This window comes from Pseudomonas fluorescens, from assembly GCF_001307275.1.
GTDB lineage: Bacteria > Pseudomonadota > Gammaproteobacteria > Pseudomonadales > Pseudomonadaceae > Aquipseudomonas > Aquipseudomonas fluorescens_AA.
On sequence record NZ_CP012831.1, the window covers coordinates 1,949,105 to 1,970,798 of the forward strand.

Below are 21,694 nucleotides of genomic sequence, written 5' to 3' on the forward strand. Positions count from 1 at the left end.
ATGGCTTGGGCCGTCACACCCCCAAGGATAGACGGCAATTGCAAGGACTCAGCTCAATATGGAGATGGTCCCGAGGTATTTCAAGGCGCGTGGCAGATTGTCGCAATCGAGACTGTCGAGCCAATGCAAATCAGTCCAGCTGCGCAGCCAGGTGAACTGGCGTTTCGCCAATTGGCGCGTGGCAATGATCCCACGCTCCTGCATCTCGGCTGACGTCAGCTTGCCGTCCAGATAATCCCAGACTTGCCGATAACCTACCGCACGTATAGACGGCAACCCGGCATGCAGGTCACTTCGCTCACGCAGGGCTACGACCTCGTCTATGAACCCCTGTTCCAACATTAATGTGAATCTTTGTTCAATTCGCCGATGCAGCACTTGCCGGTTCGCCGGAGCGATGGCCAGATTCGCGACAGTATAGGGCAATTGTTGCAGTCCCGAAGCGGCTGCTTCAGTACTTTGCGCAGATTGTCGCTGGCGCAGGGCAGTCATGCTCTGGCCACTGACCCGATAAACCTCCAGCGCCCGACTGAGCCGCTGCGGGTCATTGGGGTGAATACGCGCCGCCGACTCCGGATCGATGACCGCCAATTGCTCGTGCAGGGCCTGCCAGCCCAGGCGCGCGGCTTCTTCTTCGATCTGCGCGCGCACCTCGGGATCGGCCGCCGGCATGTCCGCCAGCCCGTCGACCAAGGCCTTGTAGTACAGCATCGTACCGCCCACCAGCAGCGGGATCTTGCCCCGCGCGGTGATTTCGGCCATGGCCTGGAGGGCGTCACGCCGGAAATCGGCCGCCGAATAAGCCTCGGCCGGGTCCAGGATGTCGATCAGGCGGTGGGGAAATTCAGCCAGCAGTTCTTTTGACGGCTTGGCGGTACCGATGTCCATGCCCCGATAGACCAGGGCCGAATCGACACTGATCAACTCGCAGGGCAGGACTTTGGTCAATTCGATGGCCAGGTCGGTCTTGCCGGCGGCGGTCGGCCCCATCAGGAAAATCGCGGGTGGCAACGGGCTCATCAACGACCGCGCAGGAACAGTTTGTCCAGGTCGTCCAGGCCCAGTTGGGTCCAGGTCGGCCGGCCATGGTTGCATTGACCGCTGCGCTCGGTGTTTTCCATGTCCCGCAGCAGACCGTTCATTTCCGGCAGGGCCAGGCGCCGGTTGGCACGGATCGCGCCGTGGCAGGCCATGGTGCCGAGCAGTTCGTTCAGGTGCGCCTGGATCCGGTCGCTGGTGCCGTACTCCATCAGGTCCGCCAACACGTCGCTGACCAGGCGATTGGCCTCGGCCTGCTTCAACAAGGCCGGGATCTGGCGGATCGCCAGGGTTTCCGGGCCCAGGCGCTGCAATTCGAAGCCCAGGCGCTGGAACCAGGCCACATGTTCTTCGGCGCAATCGGCTTCGCGCTGGCTGACGGCCAGGGACTCGGGCACCAACAGCGGCTGGCCGCTCAGGCCTTCGCTGGCCATGGCGATTTTCAGCCGCTCGTACATGATCCGCTCATGGGCTGCGTGCATGTCCACCAGCACCAGGCCTTGGGCATTTTCCGAGAGGATATAGATGCCTTTGAGTTGCGCCAGGGCATAGCCCAGCGGCGGAATGTCACCCTGGCCCTCGGGCATCGCCGCCGCGCCGGCTTCCGGCAGGGGCTTGAAGAATTCACGATAGGCCGCCTGGGCCTCGGCTGCCGGCACGTTGGATTGCGGGCGCGGGGTGTATTGATACTGATAGCCGCTGCCAGCACCGCTGCCGGCGGTGTTGTAGCTGGGCTGAGGCTGGGGCTGCTCCAGCAGGGCATTGGCCGCCAGGCGCATCTCGCCCTGTGGCCCGAATTCGCCAGCTTCCAGGCCCGTGGGCCGGACCATGCCAGCCATAGCCGCCGGAGCCGCCAGTTGGTCTTCAGGCCGCACATCGCCCAGGGCACGGTGCAGGGTGCCATAGAGGAAATCGTGGACCATGCGCCCGTCACGGAAGCGTACTTCGTGCTTGGTCGGGTGCACGTTGACGTCCACCACCGCCGGATCAACCTCGAAAAACAGCACGAAGGTCGGATGCCGGCCATTGAACAGCACATCGCGATAGGCCTGGCGCACCGCGTGGGCCACCAACTTGTCGCGCACCGCCCGGCCGTTCACGTAGAAATATTGCAAGTCCGCCTGGCTGCGGGAGAACGTTGGCAAGCCGACCCACCCCCACAGGTGCAGGCCGTTGCGCTCCACCTCGATGGGCAAGGCCTGTTCCAGGAACCCCGCACCGCACACCGCGCCCACACGCCGGGCGCGGGCCGCATCGTCGCGGGCCTCGTGCAGGCTGAGGATGGTCTTGCCGTTGTGGCGCAAATGGAACGCCACGTCAAAACGCGCCAGGGCCAGGCGCTTGATGACTTCTTGCAGGTGATCGAATTCAGTCTTCTCGGCCTTGAGAAACTTGCGCCGGGCCGGGGTGTTGAAGAACAAGTCGCGCACTTCCACCGAGGTGCCCACCGGATGCGCCGCGGGCTGGACGCGAGACGCCATGTCGCGGCCTTCGGTCTCGACCTGCCAGGCCTGCTCGGCATCACGGGTGCGGGAGGTGAGGGTCAGGCGCGACACCGAACTGATCGACGCCAGCGCCTCGCCCCGGAAGCCCAGGCTCATGACCCGCTCGAGGTCTTCCAGGTCGCGGATCTTGCTGGTGGCATGACGCGCCAGGGCCAGCGGCAGGTCGTCAGAGGGAATCCCACCACCGTCATCGCGCACCCGCAACAGCTTGACGCCGCCCTGCTCGACATCCACATCGATGCGCCGAGCCCCGGAATCGAGGCTGTTTTCCAGCAGCTCCTTGATGACCGACGCCGGACGCTCGACCACTTCACCGGCGGCGATCTGGTTCGCCAGCCGAGGGCTGAGCAGTTCGATACGGGCGGTGTTGCCGATCACTTCGTCACTCATTGCTTGGCCGCCACTTCATTGCTCGGAATGGTCAGGGTCTGGCCAATCTTGAGCTCATCGCTCTTGAGATTGTTGGCGCTGCGCAAGGTGGCGGGCGACACCTGGTAGCGCACGGCAATCATCGCCAGGGTTTCGCCCGGGTTGACGCGGTGATCCCGTGGCCCCTGGGCGATCTTGCCGGAGTCCCGCAGCCAGGCGATGTAGGTGCCCGGCGGCGGGTTCTGCTGGAAGAACTGCCGTACGCCGCTGCTGATGGAGCGGGCCAGGGCCTGCTGATGGCTCGACGTCGACAGTTTCGAGGCTTCGTTGGCGTTGGAAATGAACCCGGTTTCCACCAGGATCGACGGGATGTCCGGCGACTTGAGCACCATGAACCCGGCCTGTTCGACGCGCTGCTTGTGCAGCGGCGTGACGCGACCGATGTTGCTCAAGACCTTCTGGCCGACGTTCAGGCTGGAGGTCAACGAGGCGGTCATCGACAAGTCGAGCAGGACACCGGCGAGCATCCGGTCCTTGTCGTCGAGGCTGACGTTGCCGGCACCGCCGATCAGGTCGGAACGGTTTTCAGTGTCGGCCAGCCAACGGGCGGTCTCGGAAGTCGCGCCACGGTCGGACAGGGCAAACACCGAGGCCCCGAACGCTGCCGCCGAAGGTGCGGCGTCGGCGTGAATGGAGACGAACAGGTCAGCGCCTTTCTTGCGGGCGATTTCGGTGCGGCCGCGCAAGGGAATGAAATAGTCGCCGGTGCGGGTCAGTTCGGCGCGGAAGCCTTTCATGCCGTTGACCTGGCGCTGCAATTCACGGGCGATGGACAGCACCACGTCTTTTTCACGTTGCCCGCGCGAGCCCGAGGCGCCCGGGTCTTCGCCACCGTGACCGGCGTCGATCACGACGATGATGTCGCGCTTGCCCGCCGGGGCCGGTGGCAGTTTGAGCGCAGGCTCGGTCGGGGTCACCGGCACCGCTGGCACCGTGGCCACATTGGTCGGCGGCGGTGGCGGTGGCTCGGCATCGGCCGGGTTGTCGAACAGGTCCACCACCAGCCGGTTGCCGTACTGGGCGTTGGGGGCCAGGGTGAAGCTCTTCGGGGTCACGGCTTTTTTCAGGTCGATGACCACCCGCAGGTCGGTCGGCGTACGCTGGGCCGAGCGCATCGCGGTGATCGGCGTGTTGGCGGTAGCGACATTCAGCGGCGCCCCCAGGGTGGCGCCGTTGATGTCGATCACCAGGCGATCCGGGGCGGTCAGGGTGAATACGCTGTGCTGCACCGGCCCCGTCAGGTCAAACACCAGCCGTGTGTTGTCCGGCGCCCGCCAGAGGCGAACGCTGTTGACCTTTGTCTCGGCCACAGCATCGACGGCCAGTGCCGTAAGCAACAGTCCTACGACAGCAACCACCGCGCGAAAGCGCATACCAAACCCCATCATCAATTAGTTTTCCAATGCCAAAGCGGCACACCACGACTCACCACGGGAGCCTTGCGGCGTCAGTTTCAGCGAACGCCCGCCGTTCTGCGCGCCAATGGTAATGGTCAGGTCGGGCTTTGGCAAAAAGCCTGCACCCTTCTGGGGCCATTCGATCAGGCACAAGGCGTCATCTTCGAAATAATCGCGGATACCGAGGAATTCCAGCTCCTCGGGATCCACCAGTCGATACAGGTCGAAATGGAAGGCGCGAATGTCGCCGATCTCATAGGGCTCGACCAGGGTGAACGTCGGGCTCTTGACTGAACCGACGTGCCCGAGGCCGCGAATGATGCCACGGGACAAGGTGGTTTTCCCCGCGCCGAGGTCGCCTTCGAGAAAAATCAGGCCGTGGCCGGCGGTGATCTGCGCGATGCGGGCGCCAAATTGTGTCATGGCTTGTTCGTCCGCCACGTACAGGGTTACTTCAGACACGGTGAATGCTCCTCCAACAACTGACGAATGGCCGGGATCAGATCGGTCGCCGCCAATCCCCGGCCCGACCGACCGACCTGGGCACCGGCACTGGCGTGCAGCCAGACCGCCAGGCACGCGGCCTCGAAGCCTTCCATGCCCTGGGCCAGCAAGGCCCCGACCACACCGGCCAGCACATCCCCCAGACCGGCGGTGGCCATGGCCGGATGGCCCTGGCTGCAAACCGCCAGGCGACCGTCCGGGCTGGCGATCAGGCTGCCGGCACCCTTGAGGATCACCGTGGCGCTGTATTTCTGGCTCAAGGCATGAGCCGCCGCCGGGCGGTCGGCCTGCACCTGGGCGACGGACATCTCCAACAGCCGCGCCGCCTCCCCCGGGTGCGGGGTGATGACGCACTGCTCAGGCAAACGGACATCGCCCCTGCTCAGCAGGTTCAGTGCATCGGCATCCCACACTTGCGGCAGTGGCGCATTGGCCGCCGCCGACAACAGGCTGCGTCCCCAGGCAGCCTGGCCCAGGCCCGGCCCGACCACCAGCACGCTGGCCTGCTGGAGCAAGCCCATCAATTGGTTCGCCGAATGGGTGCCCTGCACCATCACTTCCGGTAAACGCATCAGCGCGGCGGATACATGCTCACTGCGGGTCGCCAGCGAAACCATGCCAGCACCGCAGCGCAGGGCGCTTTCGGCGCTCATCTGGATGGCGCCGCCGAAGCCCCGGTCGCCACCGATCAACAGCACATGACCGAACTTGCCTTTGTGGGAAGTGGCGGCACGAGTTGTCAGACGAGGCAGATTGTGGGGCAGGAGCAGTCTGGCACTGGCCGGTGCCGTTTCAACAATATCCGGATCGGCGTGCAGGTCATTGAACACCAGCTCACCGACCCGGTCCGCCGCCTCGCCGGTGAACAACCCCAGTTTCAAGCCAATGAAAGTCACGGTCAGGTCGGCCGCCACCGCCGTGCCCAGCACCCGGCCGGTGTCGGCGCACAACCCCGAAGGGATATCCACCGCCGCGACCGGCAGGCCGCTGACGTTGATCGTATCGATGGCCTGCACATAAGGTTCGCGCACATCGCCATTCAGGCCGGTGCCGAGCAGCGCGTCCAATAGCACGCCGCGCAACTCGGCCTCATCCGACCACGGCCCCATCGGCACGCCCACCGCCACGGCCTCGGCATGGGCATTGGCGGCGTCCCCCTGCAATCGCCGGGGCTCGCCCACCGTCAGCACCCGCACCGACCAGCCGGCGCGCCGGGCCAGGGTCGCGACCAGGTAGCCATCGCCGGCATTGTTGCCATGGCCGGCCAGCACGGTCAGCTCGCGGGCCTCAGGCCAGCGTCGGACGATCGCTCGCCAGGTGGCGCGGGCAGCGCGCTGCATCAATTCGAAACCGGCGGTGCCTGCCGCGATCAGTTGAGCATCGAGGGCCCGGACCTGCGCGGCGCTGTACAGCGCGTCGGGAAAATCATCTTTAGTGTGCGGCATGCGTCTTCGGGCTCCGATGTCTGGCAGAATTATACGCATCTCAGCTCCGGTTTCTCTCGCCTCATGCCTGCCATTCCCACAGACCTCCCCGCCCTCGCCCAATCCATCAAGGAATGGGGCCGCGAGCTGGGTTTCCAGCAGGTCGGCATCAGCGGCCTGGACCTGGCCGAGCATGAACAACACCTGCAACGCTGGCTCGAGGCCGGCTACCACGGCGAAATGGACTATATGGGCGCCCATGGCAGCAAACGCTCGCACCCCGAGGAACTGGTGCCGGGCACGCTGCGGGTGGTTTCCCTGCGCATGGATTACTTGCCGGGCGATACGCAAATGGCGCAATTGCTCGGCCAACCGGAAAAAGCCTACGTCTCGCGTTATGCATTGGGCCGCGATTACCACAAATTGATCCGTAAACGCGTGCAGCAATTGGCGGAAAAAATTCAGGCGGTCATCGGCCCCTTTGGCTACCGTGCCTTTGTCGACAGCGCACCGGTGCTGGAAAAAGCCATCGCCGAACAGGCCGGCCTGGGCTGGATCGGTAAAAACACCCTGGTGTTGAACCGCAAGGCCGGCAGCTATTTTTTCCTGAGCGAGCTGTTTGTCGACCTGCCGCTGCCCATCGATCCACCCCACGGCACCGAGCATTGCGGAAAATGCACCGCATGCCTGGACATCTGTCCTACGAATGCCTTCGTCGGCCCCTACGTGCTCGATGCTCGCCGTTGTATTTCCTACCTGACCATCGAGCTGAAAAGCGCCATTCCTGAAGAGCTGCGGCCACTGATCGGCAACCGGGTGTTCGGCTGTGACGACTGCCAGATCGTCTGCCCGTGGAACCGCTTTGCCCGACCGTCCGGGGAAAGCGACTTCAAGCCGCGGCACAACCTGGACAATGCCGGGTTGGCCGAGCTGTTCATGTGGGACGAAGAGAAATTCCTCAGCAGCACCGAGGGTTCACCGTTGCGCCGTGCCGGTTACGAACGCTGGCTGCGCAACCTGGCGGTGGGCCTGGGTAATGCGCCGTCAACCATTCCCGTGCTGCAAGCGCTGGAGGCGCGGCGCGACTATCCGTCGGAACTGGTGCGCGAGCACGTGGCGTGGGCATTGCGCCAACATGCCGAGCGTCAAACCTCGTCGTTGTAGACGAACTTCGGCATTTCCCAGTGAAAGCGAATCGCCAGGAGCCGCAGCAGGAAACCGCCGAACAAGGTAATGAGGATTGCCTGCTCGTTCGGCAGTTGCAGGAAGACACACAGCAGATAACACCACGCCGCGGCAAACGAGACGCTGGCGTAGAGTTCGCGACGGAAGATCAGCGGAATATCGTTGCAGAAGATGTCCCGCAGGATGCCACCGAACACCCCGGTGATCACCCCACTGACCGACGCCACCAGCATGCCATGCCCCATTTCCAGGGCCGTCATGCAGCCGATCAGGGTGAACGCCACCAGGCCCACGGCGTCGAGCACCAGGAACAGCGAGCGCAAATGACGCATCCAGCGCGCCAGGAACACCGTCAGCATCGCCGCCGCGGTGGTCAGCACCAGATACTCCGGGTGCTTGACCCAGGTGAGTGGGTAATGACCGAGCAGCACGTCGCGCACCGAGCCGCCACCCAGCGCCGTGACACAGGCGATCAGCACCACGCCGAACCAGTCCATGCCCCGCCGCCCGGCAGACAAGGCGCCGGTCATGGCTTCGGCGGTGATGGCGATCAGATAAAGCATCAGCAACATGATGGCGGTCCTTGCAGGAAGGCGCGCAGTCTAGCCAGTTTGGGCAGGCACCAAAAGAGGGCAGCCATCGACCATGTCAAACAAGGAGTTTGTGGCCAGGATATCTGTGGGAGCAAGGCTTGCCCGCGATGAAGGCAATGCGGACTTTCAAAGACCGAGGCGCCTGTTTCGCGAGCAAGCTTTGCTCCCACAGCCCCATCACCACAAGAACGCGCTGCGCATCAGAACTTGATGAAATGCTTGCGGTAATGCTGCAACTCGGCGATGGACTCACGGATGTCGTCCAGGGCCAGGTGGGTGCTGCCCTTCTGGAAACTGTCGCGCACTTCTGGCGCCCAGCGGGCGGCCAGCTCCTTGAGGGTGGAGACGTCCAGGTTGCGGTAGTGGAAGTAGCTTTCCAGGGATTTCATGTGGGTATAAAGGAAGCGGCGGTCCTGGCAGATGCTGTTGCCACAGATCGGCGACTTGCCCTTGGGCACCCACTGTTCCAGGAAGGCGAGGGTCTGGGCCTCGGCCTCGGCCATGCTGATCTTGCTCTCGCGTACCCGCTGGGTCAGGCCCGAGCCGCCGTGCTGGCGGGTGTTCCACTCGTCCATGCCGGCCAGGACTTCGTCGCTGTGGTGGATCGCGATCACCGGGCCTTCGGCCAGGGTGTTGAGGTCACTGTCGGTGACGATGGTGGCCATTTCGATGATGACGTCGGTGTCAGGGTTCAGACCGGTCATTTCCAGGTCGATCCAGATCAGGTTCTGCGGGTTTTGCATAGGGAAGCTCCTCGGCGTAGCCACGCAGTTTAGCTTAGGCAGGCCCTTGGGCGTGCTAAACTCGCCGCCGTTTTACCCTATTCGCTGCATTTCTTCATACGGAACACCCATGGCCAAACGCCAACTCAATCGTCGTCAGAACTGGCGCATCGAAAAGATCCAGGGCGAGCGCGCCGCCCGCGCCGCCAAACGCGAATCCAGTGCTGTCGAAGCCCTGGAGGGTGGCGACCTGGGCCCTGAACAGACCGGCCTGGTGATCGCCCACTTCGGCGTGCAGGTCGAGGTCGAGGCCCAGGAAGGCGAACTGGCCGGCCAGGTGTTCCGCTGCCACTTGCGCGCCAACCTGCCGGCGCTGGTGACGGGCGACCAGGTGGTCTGGCGGGCCGGTAACCAGGGTATCGGCGTGATCGTCGCGCAGTTGCCGCGCCACACCGAGCTGTGCCGGCCGGACAGCCGAGGCCAGCTCAAGCCCGTGGCCGCCAACGTCGACATGATCGTCATCGTGTTCGCCCCGTTGCCCGAGCCCCACGCCAACCTGATCGACCGTTACCTGGTGGCTGCCGAACACGCGGGTATCCGTCCGTTGCTGCTGCTCAACAAGTTCGACCTGATCGACGAACACAACGCCCCGGCGCTGAACGCCCTGCTGTCGGTCTATCGGGATTTGGGTTACCCGGTGCTGGAGGTCTCGGCCCATCACGGCAACGGCATGGAGCAGTTGCAACAGCAACTGGACGGGCGCATCAGTGTGTTCGTCGGCCAGTCTGGCGTGGGCAAGTCTTCGCTGGTCAACAGCCTGCTGCCGGAAGTCGAGACGCGCGTCGGGCCGCTGTCCGAGCTGTCCGGCCAGGGCACCCACACCACCACCACCGCGCGGCTGTTCCATTTCCCTGGCGGCGGTGAATTGATCGACTCGCCGGGTATCCGCGAATTCGGCCTGGGCCACGTCAGCCGGGCCGATGTCGAAGCCGGGTTCATCGAGTTCAACGAGTTGATCGGCACCTGCCGCTTCCGCGACTGCAAGCACGACCGCGAGCCCGGTTGCGCCCTGCTCAAGGCCCTGGAAGAAGGTCGCGTGCATCAGCAACGGATGAACAGCTACCGCTCGATCATCGCCAGCCTGCCGGAAAGCGGTTACTGAGCTGAAAGGAAGGGAAGCCGGACACAATTGTGGCGAGGGAGCTTGCTCCCTCGCCACAGGTCCATCGACAAACCTTCAGATCACTGCGCCGGCGCTCCGGGCGGCTTGGGCGCGGCATCGTCGAACAGGTTCAGCCGCTCGCGCAGCTCATGGGCCGGCACGGGCTGCTGGTCTGCCGGCAACGCGTTCGGATCGACCGTCGCACCTGGTGTGGCGGACGGAGCAGGCGCTTCACCCGGCGCCCCCTCGCCCGGGACCGGATCGGGCGCCGGATCGTCGGTTTGCGAGCCCTCGATGGCTTTCTGCGCCTTCTTGGTCAACACCACGATATCGATACGCCGGTTGACCGGGTTGAACGGGTCCTTGCGGTCGAACAGCGCCGAAGACGCATAACCGACCACCCGCGCCACCTGCTCGTCCGGATAGCTGCCGGCCACCAGGGCGCGACGGGCCGCGTTGGCACGGTTGGCGGACAGCTCCCAGTTACCGTAGTCACCCTTGCCGATGTAGGGTTTGGCATCGGTATGACCACTGATGCTGATCTTGTTCGGCACCGCCTTGATGGTGTCGGCCATGGCCAGCAGGATGTCCTCGAAATACGGCTTCAGGCGCGCGCTGCCGGAATCGAACATCGGCCGGTTCTCGGCGTCCATGATCTGGATGCGCAAGCCGTTCGGGGTGATTTCGAACAGGATCTGGTCCTTGAATTTCTGCAGTTGCGGATTCTCTTCGACCTTGTTCTGCAATTCCTGCAACAGCAGTTCCAGGCGCTCGCGCTCGACCTGTTCGGCCATGCCTTCGACCTGCTCGGAATCCACCGTCACCTTGTCGGGCTGGGGCTGGGACTTGACCTCGGGGTTGAGGGTGTTTTCCGGGGCCAGGGTCGGTGAGCCGCCCAGGTCGATGATGTAGGGCGTGCCGCTTTCGGAAAAGCCGACCGGGTCCTTGAAGTAGCCGGCGATGGCGATCTTCTGCTCTGGCGTCGCCGTGGACAACAACCACAGCACCAAGAAGAACGCCATCATCGCCGTCGCGAAGTCGGCGAAGGCGATTTTCCAGGCGCCCCCGTGATGCCCAGCGGCTATGCGCTTGACGCGCTTGATGATGATCGGCTGGTTATTTTCCATGACTTAGCGACCGCGAACCGCTTGTTCCAGCTCGGCGAAGCTTGGACGGTGCGCCGGGTACAGGACCTTGCGCCCGAACTCCACCGCCAACGATGGCGGCATGCCCGAGGCCGAGGCCACCAGGGAAGCCTTGATGGCTTCGTAGATATTGAGCTCTTCCTTGGCGTCATGGGCCAGGGAGGTGGCCAGCGGCCCGAAGAAACCATACGCCGCCAAGATACCGAAGAACGTACCCACCAGGGCCGCACCCACGTGCAGGCCGATGGACTTCTGGTCACCGTCGCCCAGGGAGGCCATGGTCACCACGATCCCCAGTACCGCCGCGACGATACCGAAGCCTGGCATCGCGTCGGCGATCCCGGTGACCGCGTGGGAGGGATGCTCCAGGTCTTCCTTGAGGCTGTACAGCTCCATGTCGAACAGGCCTTCGAGCTCGTGGGGGGCCATGTTGCCGGACGACATGATGCGCAGGTAATCACAGATGAACGCCGTCATGCGGGCGTCCTTGAGCACGGCCGGGTACTTGGCGAAAATCGGGCTGGCGGCGGCGTCTTCGATGTCGCCTTCGATCGCCATCATGCCTTCGCGGCGGCTCTTGTTGAGGATCTCGTAGATCAGCCCCAGCACCTCGAGGTAGAAGGTGTGGCTAAAGCGCGAACTGAACATGCCCAGGGATTTCTTGAGCACGTGCATCGTCATATAGCCGGGGTTGGCCTGCAGAAATGCACCGAGGGCCGCGCCACCGATGATCATGACCTCGAAAGGTTGGATCAGGGCGGCAATCTTGCCATGGGAGAGCACGTATCCGCCGAGCACGCTCGCGAACACGACAATGATGCCGATAATTTTAGCCATAGATAGAAAGTACTTATTTAAGTCGGGTTCAAGGTCATATTCGGAAGCTGAAAAATCTCTTCTTCTACTTATCGGCAAAACTGCGCCAGACTATAGGCTGTTCTGGCGAAAAGCCAATTTGCCCCGTTCCGGGCGTAGAGAATTCATACGATGATCACGTCCAGCCATGACTAACGAAACCAAGGTTCCAACGCCCCGACCGACCACCCTCGAAGGTTGGGTGACGCTGCTCAAAGGCGTGCATCTGCCGGTACCCCAGGCCAGCCACGACCTGGTCTGCAAGGCCCTCGCCGACAGCCGCCGCTCCTTGCGCGACATCGCCGACCTGATGCAGGGCAGCCCAGCCCTGGCCCTGAGCGTCATCCGCGAAGCCAACCATCACACCCATGGCAGCCTTGCAGAACCTGCGGAAAACCTCGAAGTGGCCATCAACCGCCTCGGCCTCAAGCGTACCGAGGAACTGCTCGCCCGCCTGCCGTCGTTGCCGGAGCATGAAATACCCATCGCCTTGCGCCAGTTGCAATTGATCAGCCAGCACGCCACGCAACAGGCCAATGGTTTTTTTGCCAGCCGCCTGGCGCGGCTGTGGCAAGACATACACTGGGGCAGCCTGTTATTCCTGTCACCGCTCTGGCCCCTGGCCCTGACCCATCCACGATTGCTCGGGGAATGGGAATTGCGGGTCGTCCATAAAGGCGAGCCCGCGCCCAAGGTAGAGCGCGAACTGTTCGGCGTCAGCCTGCTGGAAATCTGCCTGGCGCTGGTGGAAACCTGGCGCTTGCCCGTCTGGGTGGCGCAAGGTTATCGCCTGCTACTCAATGAACGCCGCGAGCTGGTGAAAGTCCTGCGCATCGCCCGGGACAGCGAACACCCCCTGCGCCAGCAGAATCGCCTGGACGACGACCCGATCCTGCGACGCTGGCTCAACCAGCCGGCCAACACCGTATTGCTGGCCAACGGCCTGGCACTGGCCGCACAACAGGCCTGGGACAGCCCCGCGCTCACCCGCTGGCAGTACCTCACCAGTTTGTATCTGCAGATGTCGATGGATGAGGTCCAGCAGCAACTGCACCAACAAGCGGTCAATAGCGCCCATCATCACGCCATGCCAGACCTCTGGCACCCGGCCGTGGCGCTGATATGGCCCTCGGGCAGCCGCCGCATCCACCCCGGCTTGCTGCCCGCCGCCCCGCCCAGCGCCCAAGACCTGAGCCAGTGGCGCAAGCAATGCTCCGCCATGCTGGTGGAGCCGAGCCCCTTCCGCAATGCCATGCACCTGACCACCTCGGCACGGGATGTCCTGGTGGCCTGTGGCATGCGCCGGGTGATGATCCTGATGGCCGACCGCAGCCAGGCCAGCGTGCGCGTACACCAGACCGCCGGCCTGCCCAAGGAAGCCGCGGCCATGAGCTTTACCATCAGCCAGAGCAAAATATTGCAGCGGTTGCTGGCTCAGCAGGCCCAGGTTCGCCTGAACCCGGACAACAACGCGCAGTTTTCGGCACTACTGCCGCCGGGCCTGCGCAGCCTGTTCCGGGGTGAGCACCTGCTGTTGCGCTCACTGACCTGCAATGGCCGGGTGATTATGCTGGTGGCGGTGGACCAGGGCGGCGGGCCGTTCTCGGATATCACCGTACAAGCCTTCGGCAAAACCGTGCAATGTATCGAAAGGGCCCTGCATACCTTTACCAACCGCGGTCGCTGAACTTGCTACAATCCTTTCCCTTTGCGCCCCTGGAGACCTCACATGCCTGACTTCTCTGGCTTGCCGCTGGTGATCGAGCCGAGCGAACTGCTGCCGCGCCTCGACGCCCGCGAACTGATTCTGGTGGACCTGACCAGCGCCGCGCGCTACAGCACCGGGCACATCCCCGGCGCACGTTTCGTCGACCCCAAGCGCACCCAGCTCGGCCAGCCGCCGGCACCGGGCCTGTTGCCGGCCAAGGCCGACCTGGAAACCCTGTTCGGCGAGCTTGGGCATCACCCGGACGCGGTCTACGTGGTCTACGACGACGAAGGCGGCGGCTGGGCCGGACGCTTTATCTGGCTGCTGGACGTGATCGGCCACTCGAACTATCACTACCTCGACGGCGGCCTGCTGTCCTGGCTGGACGAAGGCCTGCCGGTGTCCGTCGATGTTCCGGCACCGGTTGCCGGCCCGGAGCCCCTGACGTTGCACGATGCCCCTACCGCCACCCGCGAATACCTGCAAAGCCGCCTCGGTGCCGCCGACCTGGCCATCTGGGATGCGCGCGGCCCGCTGGAATACTCCGGCGAGAAAGTCGTCGCAGCCCGGGGCGGGCACATTCCCGGCGCGGTCAATTTCGAATGGACCGCCGGCATGGACCCGGCGCGCAACCTGCGCATTCGCAAGGACATGCCGCAAATCCTCGAACGATTGGGCATCACGCCCGACAAAGAAATCATCACCCACTGCCAGACTCACCACCGCTCTGGCTTCACCTACCTGGTGGCCAAGGCGCTCGGTTATCCACGAGTCAAAGGCTATGCCGGTTCCTGGAGCGAATGGGGCAACCACCCCGACACGCCCATCGAGCTTTGAAGGTTCTTAAGGACAGTTAATGAAAAACCGTTTGTTCATCCTCACTCAATACCTGCTGCCCCACCACCTGTTGTCGCGGTTGGCCGGTTGCATTGCCGAATGCCGCGTGCGTTGGTTCAAGAATGCCTTCACCGCGTGGTTCGCCAAGCGCTACCAAGTGGACATGTCCCAGGCCCTGGTGGAAGACCTGACCGCGTATGAGCACTTCAACGCCTTCTTCACCCGCGCCCTGAAAGACGGCGCGCGGCCGCTGGACGAAACCCCGGGCGCGATCCTCAGCCCCGCCGACGGCGCCGTCAGCCAGCTCGGCCCGATCGAGCACGGCCGGGTGTTCCAGGCCAAGGGCCACAGCTTCAGCGTGCTGGAGCTGCTGGGCGGTGACGCGGCCAACGCAGCGCCGTTCATGGGCGGCGATTTCGCCACCATCTACCTGTCCCCCAAGGACTACCACCGCGTGCACATGCCATTGGCCGGCACCCTGCGGGAGATGGTCTACATTCCCGGGCGGATTTTCTCGGTCAACCAGACCACCGCCGAAAACGTTCCGGAGCTGTTCGCCCGCAACGAGCGCGTCGCGTGCATTTTCGACACCGAGCGCGGGCCGATGGCCGTGGTGCTGGTGGGCGCGATGATCGTGGCCTCCATCGAAACCGTCTGGGCCGGGCTGGTGACGCCACCCAAGCGCGAACTCAAAACCTTCCGTTACGACGAAGCCGCCCGCGCGCCGATCCATCTGGAAAAAGGCGCCGAACTGGGACGCTTCAAGCTGGGTTCGACCGCCATCGTGCTGTTCGGTCCAGGCCAGGTGAAATGGGCCGAAGACCTGGTGGCCGGGTCGCCAGTGCAGATGGGCCAGGGCCTGGCGCTGCCCAAAGGCTGAGTCACACCCGCCCTTGAAGCAGGTCTGTGGGAGCAAGGCTTGCCCGCGATGAACGATAACGCGGTCTAAAAAACGCGGCGCCTGCATCGCGAGCAAGCTTTGCTCCCACAGCACTTTCAGGGCAACACGCCTGCCTGTCAGCTGCTAGAGTTGGAAACATCACGTTTATTTCCCGCCGGAGCCCGTACACGGCATGAATGAGACCAGCCCTCTCCAGCTATTGCGCGTCCTGACCCCGACACAACCACGCCTGTCGTTCTGCGATGCTACGCCACGGGACCTCAAGCGCTGGATCGCCAACCTGCCCAAAGCCAACATCGGCGAAACGGCTCGCCTGTTGTACCAGGCCCTGGGTGAACTCAACCAACTGCTCACGCCCAGCGACAATCGCCTGCAACTGCTCGAACTGCTGCGGCCCGAGGTGTATTACGTCTGCAAGCACCTGGAGCGGCACTTCCTGCAACAGGCCATCGTGCTGGATGATCGCTCGCGCAAGATCGTCAACCTGTGCCAGGCCCTGCAAACCCAACTGGCGATGGGCTACAAACAGATCGTGGCGCGTATCGCGTCGAAATACACCAAGGACCGGGCCCGCCTGCTGAGCACCGCGCTGCAACGAGCGATGCATGCCCTCAACGGCCCGCTGCTGCGTGCCAGCCAGCTGTACAGCCCAGTGCCCGAGGGGTTGTGGCTGGACTTGCATCAGTTGTACCGGATCGCCTGCCTGCACCGCTTGCAACACCTGAGCGTGAGTGACGAACTGGCCAGCCAGGTTCATCAATTGAACGCCGAGCAGACCTATGTCGTCGCCCTGCTGCTGGGCGCGTCACGCAGCAATCAATTGCGCCAGAGCCAGATCGGGCGACTGACCGAAGTGCTCGAATCCTGGAGCCAGTGGGTCAAGCTGGACCCTGCCACCGCTGCCAGCAGCCTGTTCGCCGTCGCTCCAGAGCTGGATGTCGGGCCACGCTACCGCTCCAAGTTCCGGGCCGAACAGCAGCCGACCTTGCAGGGCTTCGATCCCCAGCCACTGGTGCGTGCAATCGCCACTCACCTGGAACACCCTGCCGATAATACGTTGCCAGTCCCTGGGGGCATGAGCGCCGACACGCTGCATCACCTGCAAGCCGCCTGGGGCGAAGCGGCTGAACGCAGTTTCCAGCGCACCGAGGGCAACGGCACGCTGACCCTGTGCGTGGGCATGAGTGCGCTGCACTACTACCTGGGCGGCGAGCGCTCGTTCAACGAAATCCTGAAAAGCCCCGCCACCCGCAAGGCCCGCTTCGAAGCCTCGCAGAGCAAGACAAACGACACCTGGAAGCAAGCGTTCGACGCCGCCCCCGCCGGCGACAGCGACCTGCTGCCCTATGAAGAAATCGAGTACCCGGTCAACCCGGCCGATGACGATGGCACCAGCTCCGACAACCAGCATCACTTCCCCACCTACGACCTGCCGATCATCAACCACAGCCCTGGCGGCTATTGCCTCGGTTGGCCCAAGGAGGTGCCGGAACAATTGCAAGCCGGGGAAATGATCGGCATCCGCGACAGCAGCGACCAGGCCTGGAGCGTTGCCGTGGTGCGCTGGATCCGCCAAGTGCGCAACGGCGCCATGCAAATGGGCATCGAACTGGTCGCACCCCATGCCCAGCCTTGCGGGCTGCAACTGGTCCGGGAAGAAAATGAGCACGGTCACTACCTGCGCGGCCTGTTACTCCCCGAGATCAGCGCCATTGACCTGCCCCCGACCATGATCGCCCCACGCCTGCCCTTCCAGGAAGGCCAGCGGGTGTTGATCAACACCAACGGCCAGGAGCGCCGCGCCGGCCTGGACCGCCGGGTGACCAGCACCCACAGTTTCAACCAGTTTTCCTATCACCCGGAAGACTCAAGCGAAACCGGGGATGGCGGCGACCAGGAAGGGAATTTTGATTCGTTGTGGAAATCGCTTTGAACCGCACGCAACCCGTTGTGGCGAGGGAGCTTGCTCCCGCTGGCCTGCGCAGCAGGCCCCTGCGGTCGATCCGACACACTCAGGCCCCAGGTTTCAGGGCCGCTTCGCGCCCCAGCGGGAGCAAGCGCCCTCGCCACAAGTGCACTTGCTCCAAAATCAGTGCGTCAGTCAAAGCTGCCCGTCACGATCCCTGAAGCCCAGCAGATACAACACCCCATCCAGCCCCAGGGTGGAAATCGCTTGCCTGGCCGACTGCTTGACCAGCGGCTTGGCGCGGAATGCCACGCCCAGGCCCGCGATTGCCAGCATCGGCAGGTCGTTGGCACCGTCGCCCACGGCGATGGTCTGCTCCAGGCGCAGGCCTTCTTTTGCAGCCAGTTCACGCAGCAGGTCCGCCTTGCGCTGGGCATCGACGATCGGCTCGACGGCCACGCCGGTCACCTTGCCGTCCACCACTTCCAGCTCGTTGGCGAATACATAGTCGATACCGAGCTTGGCCTGCAACTGCTTGGCGAAGTAGGTGAAGCCGCCGGACAGGATGGCGGTCTTGTAGCCCAGGCGCTTGAGTTCGGCGAACAGGGTTTCGGCGCCTTCGGTCAGGCGCAGGGAAGCGCCAATGGAATCCAGCACGCTGACATCCAGACCTTTAAGCAAGGCCAGGCGCTCCTTGAAGCTGGCACGGAAATCCAGCTCGCCGGCCATGGCTCGCTCGGTGATGGCCGAGACCTTGTCGCCCACGCCGGCCGCCTTGGCCAATTCGTCGATGACCTCGGCCTCGATCAGCGTCGAGTCCATGTCGAACACCGCCAGGCGGCGGTTGCGGCGGAACAGCGAATCTTCCTGGAAGGCGATGTCGACGTTCAGTTCCTGGGCCACGCTGAGGAACTCGGCACGCAACGCCTGGGGATCGGCCGGCTCGCCGCGCACCGAAAACTCGATGCAGCCCTTGCCCTTGTCGGCCGGGGTGTCCAGCGGCATGCGCCCGGACAGGCGGTCGATGTGGTCGATGTTCAGGCCATACTGGGCGGTGATCGAACTGACGCGCTGCAATTGCTCGGCGGTGACCTTACGGGTCAACAGGGTCACGATATGGCGCTTCTTGCCCTGGCCGGCCACCCAATGCTGGTAATCCTCCTCGGACACCGGGGTGAAACGCACCTGCTGGTCGAGCTTGTAGGCGGTGAACAGGATGTCCTTGAGCACGGACTTGCTTTGTTCGGCGTCCGGGATTTCAACCAGGATGCCGAACGACAGCGTGTCATGGATCACCGCCTGACCGATGTCGAGAATGTTCACACCACCCTGGGCCAGAACGCCGGTAATGGCCGCAGTCAGACCCGGACGGTCGCTGCCAGTGATGTTTATCAGGACGATTTCGCGCAAGGCGCACCCCCGCAGGTGGAAAAAAACCGCATTCTACCCACATTCAGTGACCATCGGGCACCGCCAGTGCTTTGCCGGTCATGGGGCTCTCGCTATACTGCGCGTCAATTTCACGGACAAAGAGCCGAGCTCAGTGAACCGGCCCACGCCAGTCAAAACCGACAACTTCTTCCTGCTGATCTTCCGTGCGCTGCGTCACCGTCGTGTGCCGATCGCATTGCGCATTGCCAGCCATAACGTCATCCTGGTCGCCCTGGCCCTGGTCATCTATGCCTGCGTGATGGGTTTGCAGTTCAAGCAGGCCATGCACGAGCAGGCCGATGCCCTGGGTGAAAGCCTGACCACCCAGACCGCCACGTCCGCCACCGAGCTGCTGGTGTCCAACGACATCCTCAGCCTCAATGTGCTGCTCAACAACCTGACCAAGAACAAGCTGGTGGCCCATGCCGCCATCTACAGCGTGGACAACCGCATCCTCGCCGAGGCCGGCCAGCGGCCCAAGCCTGGCCTGCTGGGCGAGTCCGGCGGCATGTACCAGAGCAAGATCACCTTCCAGGACGTGACCGCCGGGCAACTGCGCATCAGCCTGGACATGGACCAGTTCCAGCAACCGATGACCATCAGCCTGCAAAGCATGGGCATCCTCAGCGCGATCCTGCTGGCCCTGGCATTGGCCCTGAGCCTGCGCCTGGGGCGGCACATCTCCACGCCGCTGCTGCAATTGCGCGTCTGGCTGCGGGACATCGACGAACACACGCCGGCCACCCAGCGCCAGGACGAGATCGGCGACCTGGCCCGGCAACTGCACGCCAGCTTCGCCCCGGAACCCGAGCCCCTGCCGGAACCTGAAGACCTCGACTACGCGGACGACGACGATGCCGAGCCAGGCTTCGAAGTGCGTAACCTGCGCGACCCGGGCTTCGACGAAAGCCAGCCGATGCCAACCTCCAAACCGGCGCCACGCCATGTGGTGCGGGCGGTAGAGGACGAGGAAGACGACGAAGCCTTCGCCGACCTGCGTGACGAGTCGGTCAATGGGGCACCTCAACCGGTCGCCAAGCCTGTGGCCTCGAACCTGCCCCAGCACAGCGCCGTACTGGCCGTGCAACTGGGCGCCCAGGATCAACTGCGTCGCCTGCCCCAGGCGCGCTTGAAAGAGCTGCTCGAACGCTACCGCGACTGCCTCGACCAGGCCGCATCGCTCTACCAGGGTGAATTGCACACCTTGAACGACGGCAGCACGCTGATGCTGTTCCACACCGAAGACAGCGGCGACGACTACCTGACCAATGCCATTTGCTGCGGTGAGTTGCTCCGCGCCTTGGGTCACCAGTTGCAGATCGAAGTCGCCGACAGCGGCATCACCCTGCAACTGCAATTGGGCCTGACCTTGGGCGATGGCTTGTTCGGTTTGAGCCAGATCGACCTGCTGCTGACCGAAACCGCCCAGGACGCCCTGGCGCTGTCGCAACACAGCCGCAACCTGCTGCTGGTGGAGCGCAAGATCAACGACGACGCCCTGATCCGCCAGCGCGCGCGCATCCGCCCCATCGCCAGCCCCGAAGGCGCGTGTTGCGTGGAGCGCTTGATGGAGCCTTATCCGTCGATGCTGGAGCGGCAATTGGCGCGGATGCATGAGCGCCAGGCCTGAGTTTCAGGACATGAAGTAACGAAGCCCGCAGATGAGTGATTGTCTGCGGGCTTTTTGTTGCCTTCAGCGCCGCCATCGCGAGCAAGCTCGCTCCCACAGGGGATGTCTGCAAGCCTCAGACCTGCTGTGGGGGATGAGTGATTGTCTGCGGGCTTTTTGTTGCCTTCAGCGTCGCCATCGCGAGCAAGCTCGCTCCCACAGGGGATGTCTGCAGGCCTCAGACCTGCTGTGGGAGATGAGTGATTGTCTGCGGGCTTTTTTGTTGCCTTCAGCGCCGCTATCGCGAGCAAGCTCGCTCCCACAGGGGATGTCTGCAGGCCTCAGACCTGCTGTGGGAGATGAGTGATTGTCTGCGGGCTTTTTTGTTGCCTTCAGCGCCGCTATCGCGAGCAAGCTCGCTCCCACAGGGGATGTCTGCAAGCCTCAGACCCAGTGTGGGAGCGAGCTTGCTCGCGATAGGGCCGGCCCAGGCACAAGAGATCCAACCGGCAGAAACAACAAAGCCCGCATCAACGCGGGCTTTGTCGTGTATACGGTCCACTGTTCAGAACCTGAACACTTCCATGTCCGTACGAATCGGCAAGGCCATGGGAATCTTGTCCTTTTCCTTCTCGACCGGTTTGGCCGGGGCAGGCGCGGCCTTGCGGGGCACTTCGGCGACAGGCGGCTGGTTGGCCAGGGGCTTGAGCGACACCGACAACTGTTCGGCCAGGCGTTGCAGGAGCACGCCCTGGGCCTGGACCTGTGCCGCCGTGGTGCCGGCATGTTGCTCTTGCAGATGAACGATGCGGTTCTCACGCACCTTGCCACGACGGTCAATCAACCGCCATTGGGCATCGAGCACTGCCGGCTGGGCTTTACCCGAGTCCAGGCGGGTAATCGACAGCAGTACCTGCACATCCGGGGTGAACCCCTGGGTCGCCGGTGCCAGCACCACGCGCTGGCTGTCCAGGTGCCCGGCGACCTGGCGCAACAGCAACTGATCGATGTCGGAGGACAGGCTGCCGGCCCAACGACCGTCAGTGGCGGCTTGCAGGCTGCCGTCCGGTTGGCGTTGCAACAAGGTTTCACGCTGCAGGTAGTCAGCGATCAGAACCGGGCCGAGCAATACGGCCATGCCTGTGCTTTGCGCAGGCTGGGCCGGGGTTCCGCTGTCCAGTTGGTACAGCGACACCGGCTGGTTCATGCTGCAGCCCGCCAGGCCAAGCAGGCCGGCGAGCCACAAAATAGGGAGGCGCAGAGCAGTCATCGTTCCGTCCAGGTGGCAGCCACAAGGCTTGCCACAGTGAAAAAATACTCGGTCAATGTGAAGAACGCTCGGC

Annotated in this window: 18 protein-coding genes; 7 read left to right on the top strand and 11 right to left on the bottom strand. The window is 63.7% G+C overall.

Annotation, left to right across the window (positions count from 1 at the left end):
* Positions 1-48: 48 nt before the first annotated feature.
* Genes miaA through AO356_RS08695 form a run of 5 tightly spaced genes read right to left on the bottom strand, consistent with a single transcriptional unit; the run spans position 49 to position 6,318 of the window.
* Complete coding sequence (miaA, locus tag AO356_RS08675; RefSeq protein WP_060739423.1) at positions 49-1,020, bottom strand: tRNA (adenosine(37)-N6)-dimethylallyltransferase MiaA; 972 nt, start codon at positions 1,018-1,020, stop codon at positions 49-51.
* Positions 1,020-2,933, bottom strand: coding sequence for a DNA mismatch repair endonuclease MutL (gene mutL / locus AO356_RS08680; RefSeq protein WP_060739424.1), 1,914 nt, complete (start codon positions 2,931-2,933; stop codon positions 1,020-1,022). The genes miaA and mutL overlap by 1 nt, the downstream gene beginning before the upstream one ends.
* Positions 2,930-4,360, bottom strand: a complete 1,431-nt coding sequence (locus tag AO356_RS08685) for an N-acetylmuramoyl-L-alanine amidase (RefSeq protein WP_060739425.1) — start codon at positions 4,358-4,360, stop codon at positions 2,930-2,932. Before AO356_RS08685 ends, mutL begins: the two co-directional genes overlap by 4 nt.
* 3 nt (positions 4,361-4,363) lie before the next feature.
* Positions 4,364-4,831 carry a tRNA (adenosine(37)-N6)-threonylcarbamoyltransferase complex ATPase subunit type 1 TsaE gene (gene tsaE, locus AO356_RS08690; protein WP_003197219.1) on the bottom strand — a complete coding sequence of 156 codons (468 nt, stop codon included), beginning with the start codon at positions 4,829-4,831 and terminating at the stop codon, positions 4,364-4,366.
* Positions 4,819-6,318, bottom strand: coding sequence for a bifunctional ADP-dependent NAD(P)H-hydrate dehydratase/NAD(P)H-hydrate epimerase (locus AO356_RS08695; RefSeq protein WP_060739426.1), 1,500 nt, complete (start codon positions 6,316-6,318; stop codon positions 4,819-4,821). Before AO356_RS08695 ends, tsaE begins: the two co-directional genes overlap by 13 nt.
* 63 nt (positions 6,319-6,381) lie before the next feature.
* Between AO356_RS08695 and queG the strand changes: the two genes are divergently transcribed.
* The gene (queG, locus tag AO356_RS08700) at positions 6,382-7,461 is read left to right on the top strand and encodes a tRNA epoxyqueuosine(34) reductase QueG (RefSeq protein ID WP_060739427.1); all 1,080 of its coding nucleotides are present in this window, start codon (positions 6,382-6,384) and stop codon (positions 7,459-7,461) included.
* Here queG and AO356_RS08705 read toward each other — a convergent pair.
* Positions 7,443-8,057, bottom strand: coding sequence for a trimeric intracellular cation channel family protein (locus tag AO356_RS08705; protein WP_170866829.1), 615 nt, complete (start codon positions 8,055-8,057; stop codon positions 7,443-7,445). The two genes, queG and AO356_RS08705, sit on opposite strands and share 19 nt — an antisense overlap.
* A gap of 218 nt (positions 8,058-8,275) precedes the next feature.
* The gene (gene orn / locus AO356_RS08710; RefSeq protein ID WP_060739428.1) at positions 8,276-8,818 is read right to left on the bottom strand and encodes an oligoribonuclease; all 543 of its coding nucleotides are present in this window, start codon (positions 8,816-8,818) and stop codon (positions 8,276-8,278) included.
* 109 nt (positions 8,819-8,927) lie between these two features.
* Here orn and rsgA point away from each other — a divergent pair, with 109 nt between their 5' ends.
* On the top strand, positions 8,928-9,959 hold the full coding sequence (gene rsgA / locus AO356_RS08715) for a small ribosomal subunit biogenesis GTPase RsgA (protein ID WP_060739429.1): 1,032 nt from the start codon (positions 8,928-8,930) through the stop codon (positions 9,957-9,959).
* A gap of 80 nt (positions 9,960-10,039) precedes the next feature.
* Here the strand turns inward: rsgA and motB are convergent, their stop codons facing one another.
* Together motB and motA are read right to left on the bottom strand one after the other, a co-directional pair.
* Positions 10,040-11,086 carry a flagellar motor protein MotB gene (gene motB, locus AO356_RS08720; protein WP_060739430.1) on the bottom strand — a complete coding sequence of 349 codons (1,047 nt, stop codon included), beginning with the start codon at positions 11,084-11,086 and terminating at the stop codon, positions 10,040-10,042.
* 3 nt (positions 11,087-11,089) lie between these two features.
* On the bottom strand, positions 11,090-11,941 hold the full coding sequence (gene motA / locus AO356_RS08725) for a flagellar motor stator protein MotA (RefSeq protein WP_060739431.1): 852 nt from the start codon (positions 11,939-11,941) through the stop codon (positions 11,090-11,092).
* A 166-nt stretch (positions 11,942-12,107) separates the two neighbouring features.
* Between motA and AO356_RS08730 the strand changes: the two genes are divergently transcribed.
* The 4 genes from AO356_RS08730 (at position 12,108) to AO356_RS08745 (ending at position 17,338) form a co-directional block, all read left to right on the top strand.
* Positions 12,108-13,646 carry an HDOD domain-containing protein gene (locus AO356_RS08730; RefSeq protein ID WP_060739432.1) on the top strand — a complete coding sequence of 513 codons (1,539 nt, stop codon included), beginning with the start codon at positions 12,108-12,110 and terminating at the stop codon, positions 13,644-13,646.
* A 42-nt stretch (positions 13,647-13,688) separates the two neighbouring features.
* Positions 13,689-14,504, top strand: a complete 816-nt coding sequence (rhdA, locus tag AO356_RS08735) for a thiosulfate sulfurtransferase (protein ID WP_060739433.1) — start codon at positions 13,689-13,691, stop codon at positions 14,502-14,504.
* Between the two features lie 19 nt (positions 14,505-14,523).
* Positions 14,524-15,384: an archaetidylserine decarboxylase gene (gene asd, locus AO356_RS08740; protein WP_060739434.1), complete on the top strand. Its 861-nt coding sequence runs from the start codon at positions 14,524-14,526 to the stop codon at positions 15,382-15,384.
* Between the two features lie 193 nt (positions 15,385-15,577).
* A complete protein-coding gene (locus tag AO356_RS08745; RefSeq protein WP_060739435.1) occupies positions 15,578-17,338 on the top strand; it encodes a hypothetical protein in 1,761 nt (586 codons plus the stop codon).
* Between the two features lie 168 nt (positions 17,339-17,506).
* On the opposite strand, the gene serB is transcribed toward AO356_RS08745, so the two are convergent.
* Positions 17,507-18,721, bottom strand: coding sequence for a phosphoserine phosphatase SerB (gene serB / locus AO356_RS08750; RefSeq protein WP_060739436.1), 1,215 nt, complete (start codon positions 18,719-18,721; stop codon positions 17,507-17,509).
* A 133-nt stretch (positions 18,722-18,854) separates the two neighbouring features.
* On the opposite strand from serB, the gene AO356_RS08755 reads away from it, so the two are divergent.
* Positions 18,855-20,372 carry an AhpA/YtjB family protein gene (locus AO356_RS08755; protein ID WP_060739437.1) on the top strand — a complete coding sequence of 506 codons (1,518 nt, stop codon included), beginning with the start codon at positions 18,855-18,857 and terminating at the stop codon, positions 20,370-20,372.
* Between the two features lie 544 nt (positions 20,373-20,916).
* On the opposite strand, the gene AO356_RS08760 is transcribed toward AO356_RS08755, so the two are convergent.
* Positions 20,917-21,621: a PqiC family protein gene (locus AO356_RS08760; RefSeq protein ID WP_060739438.1), complete on the bottom strand. Its 705-nt coding sequence runs from the start codon at positions 21,619-21,621 to the stop codon at positions 20,917-20,919.
* Positions 21,622-21,694 lie beyond the last annotated feature (73 nt).

Coding starts and splice junctions, on each gene's coding strand:
- asd (WP_060739434.1), top strand. CDS start 14,524: ATGAAAAACCGTTTGTTCATCCTCACTCAATACCTGCTGCCCCACCAC.
- queG (WP_060739427.1), top strand. CDS start 6,382: ATGCCTGCCATTCCCACAGACCTCCCCGCCCTCGCCCAATCCATCAAG.
- rhdA (WP_060739433.1), top strand. CDS start 13,689: ATGCCTGACTTCTCTGGCTTGCCGCTGGTGATCGAGCCGAGCGAACTG.
- AO356_RS08760 (WP_060739438.1), bottom strand. CDS start 21,621: ATGACTGCTCTGCGCCTCCCTATTTTGTGGCTCGCCGGCCTGCTTGGC.
- AO356_RS08745 (WP_060739435.1), top strand. CDS start 15,578: ATGAATGAGACCAGCCCTCTCCAGCTATTGCGCGTCCTGACCCCGACA.
- miaA (WP_060739423.1), bottom strand. CDS start 1,020: ATGAGCCCGTTGCCACCCGCGATTTTCCTGATGGGGCCGACCGCCGCC.
- motB (WP_060739430.1), bottom strand. CDS start 11,086: ATGGAAAATAACCAGCCGATCATCATCAAGCGCGTCAAGCGCATAGCC.
- motA (WP_060739431.1), bottom strand. CDS start 11,941: ATGGCTAAAATTATCGGCATCATTGTCGTGTTCGCGAGCGTGCTCGGC.
- rsgA (WP_060739429.1), top strand. CDS start 8,928: ATGGCCAAACGCCAACTCAATCGTCGTCAGAACTGGCGCATCGAAAAG.
- orn (WP_060739428.1), bottom strand. CDS start 8,818: ATGCAAAACCCGCAGAACCTGATCTGGATCGACCTGGAAATGACCGGT.
- AO356_RS08695 (WP_060739426.1), bottom strand. CDS start 6,318: ATGCCGCACACTAAAGATGATTTTCCCGACGCGCTGTACAGCGCCGCG.
- mutL (WP_060739424.1), bottom strand. CDS start 2,933: ATGAGTGACGAAGTGATCGGCAACACCGCCCGTATCGAACTGCTCAGC.
- AO356_RS08730 (WP_060739432.1), top strand. CDS start 12,108: ATGACTAACGAAACCAAGGTTCCAACGCCCCGACCGACCACCCTCGAA.
- AO356_RS08685 (WP_060739425.1), bottom strand. CDS start 4,360: ATGATGGGGTTTGGTATGCGCTTTCGCGCGGTGGTTGCTGTCGTAGGA.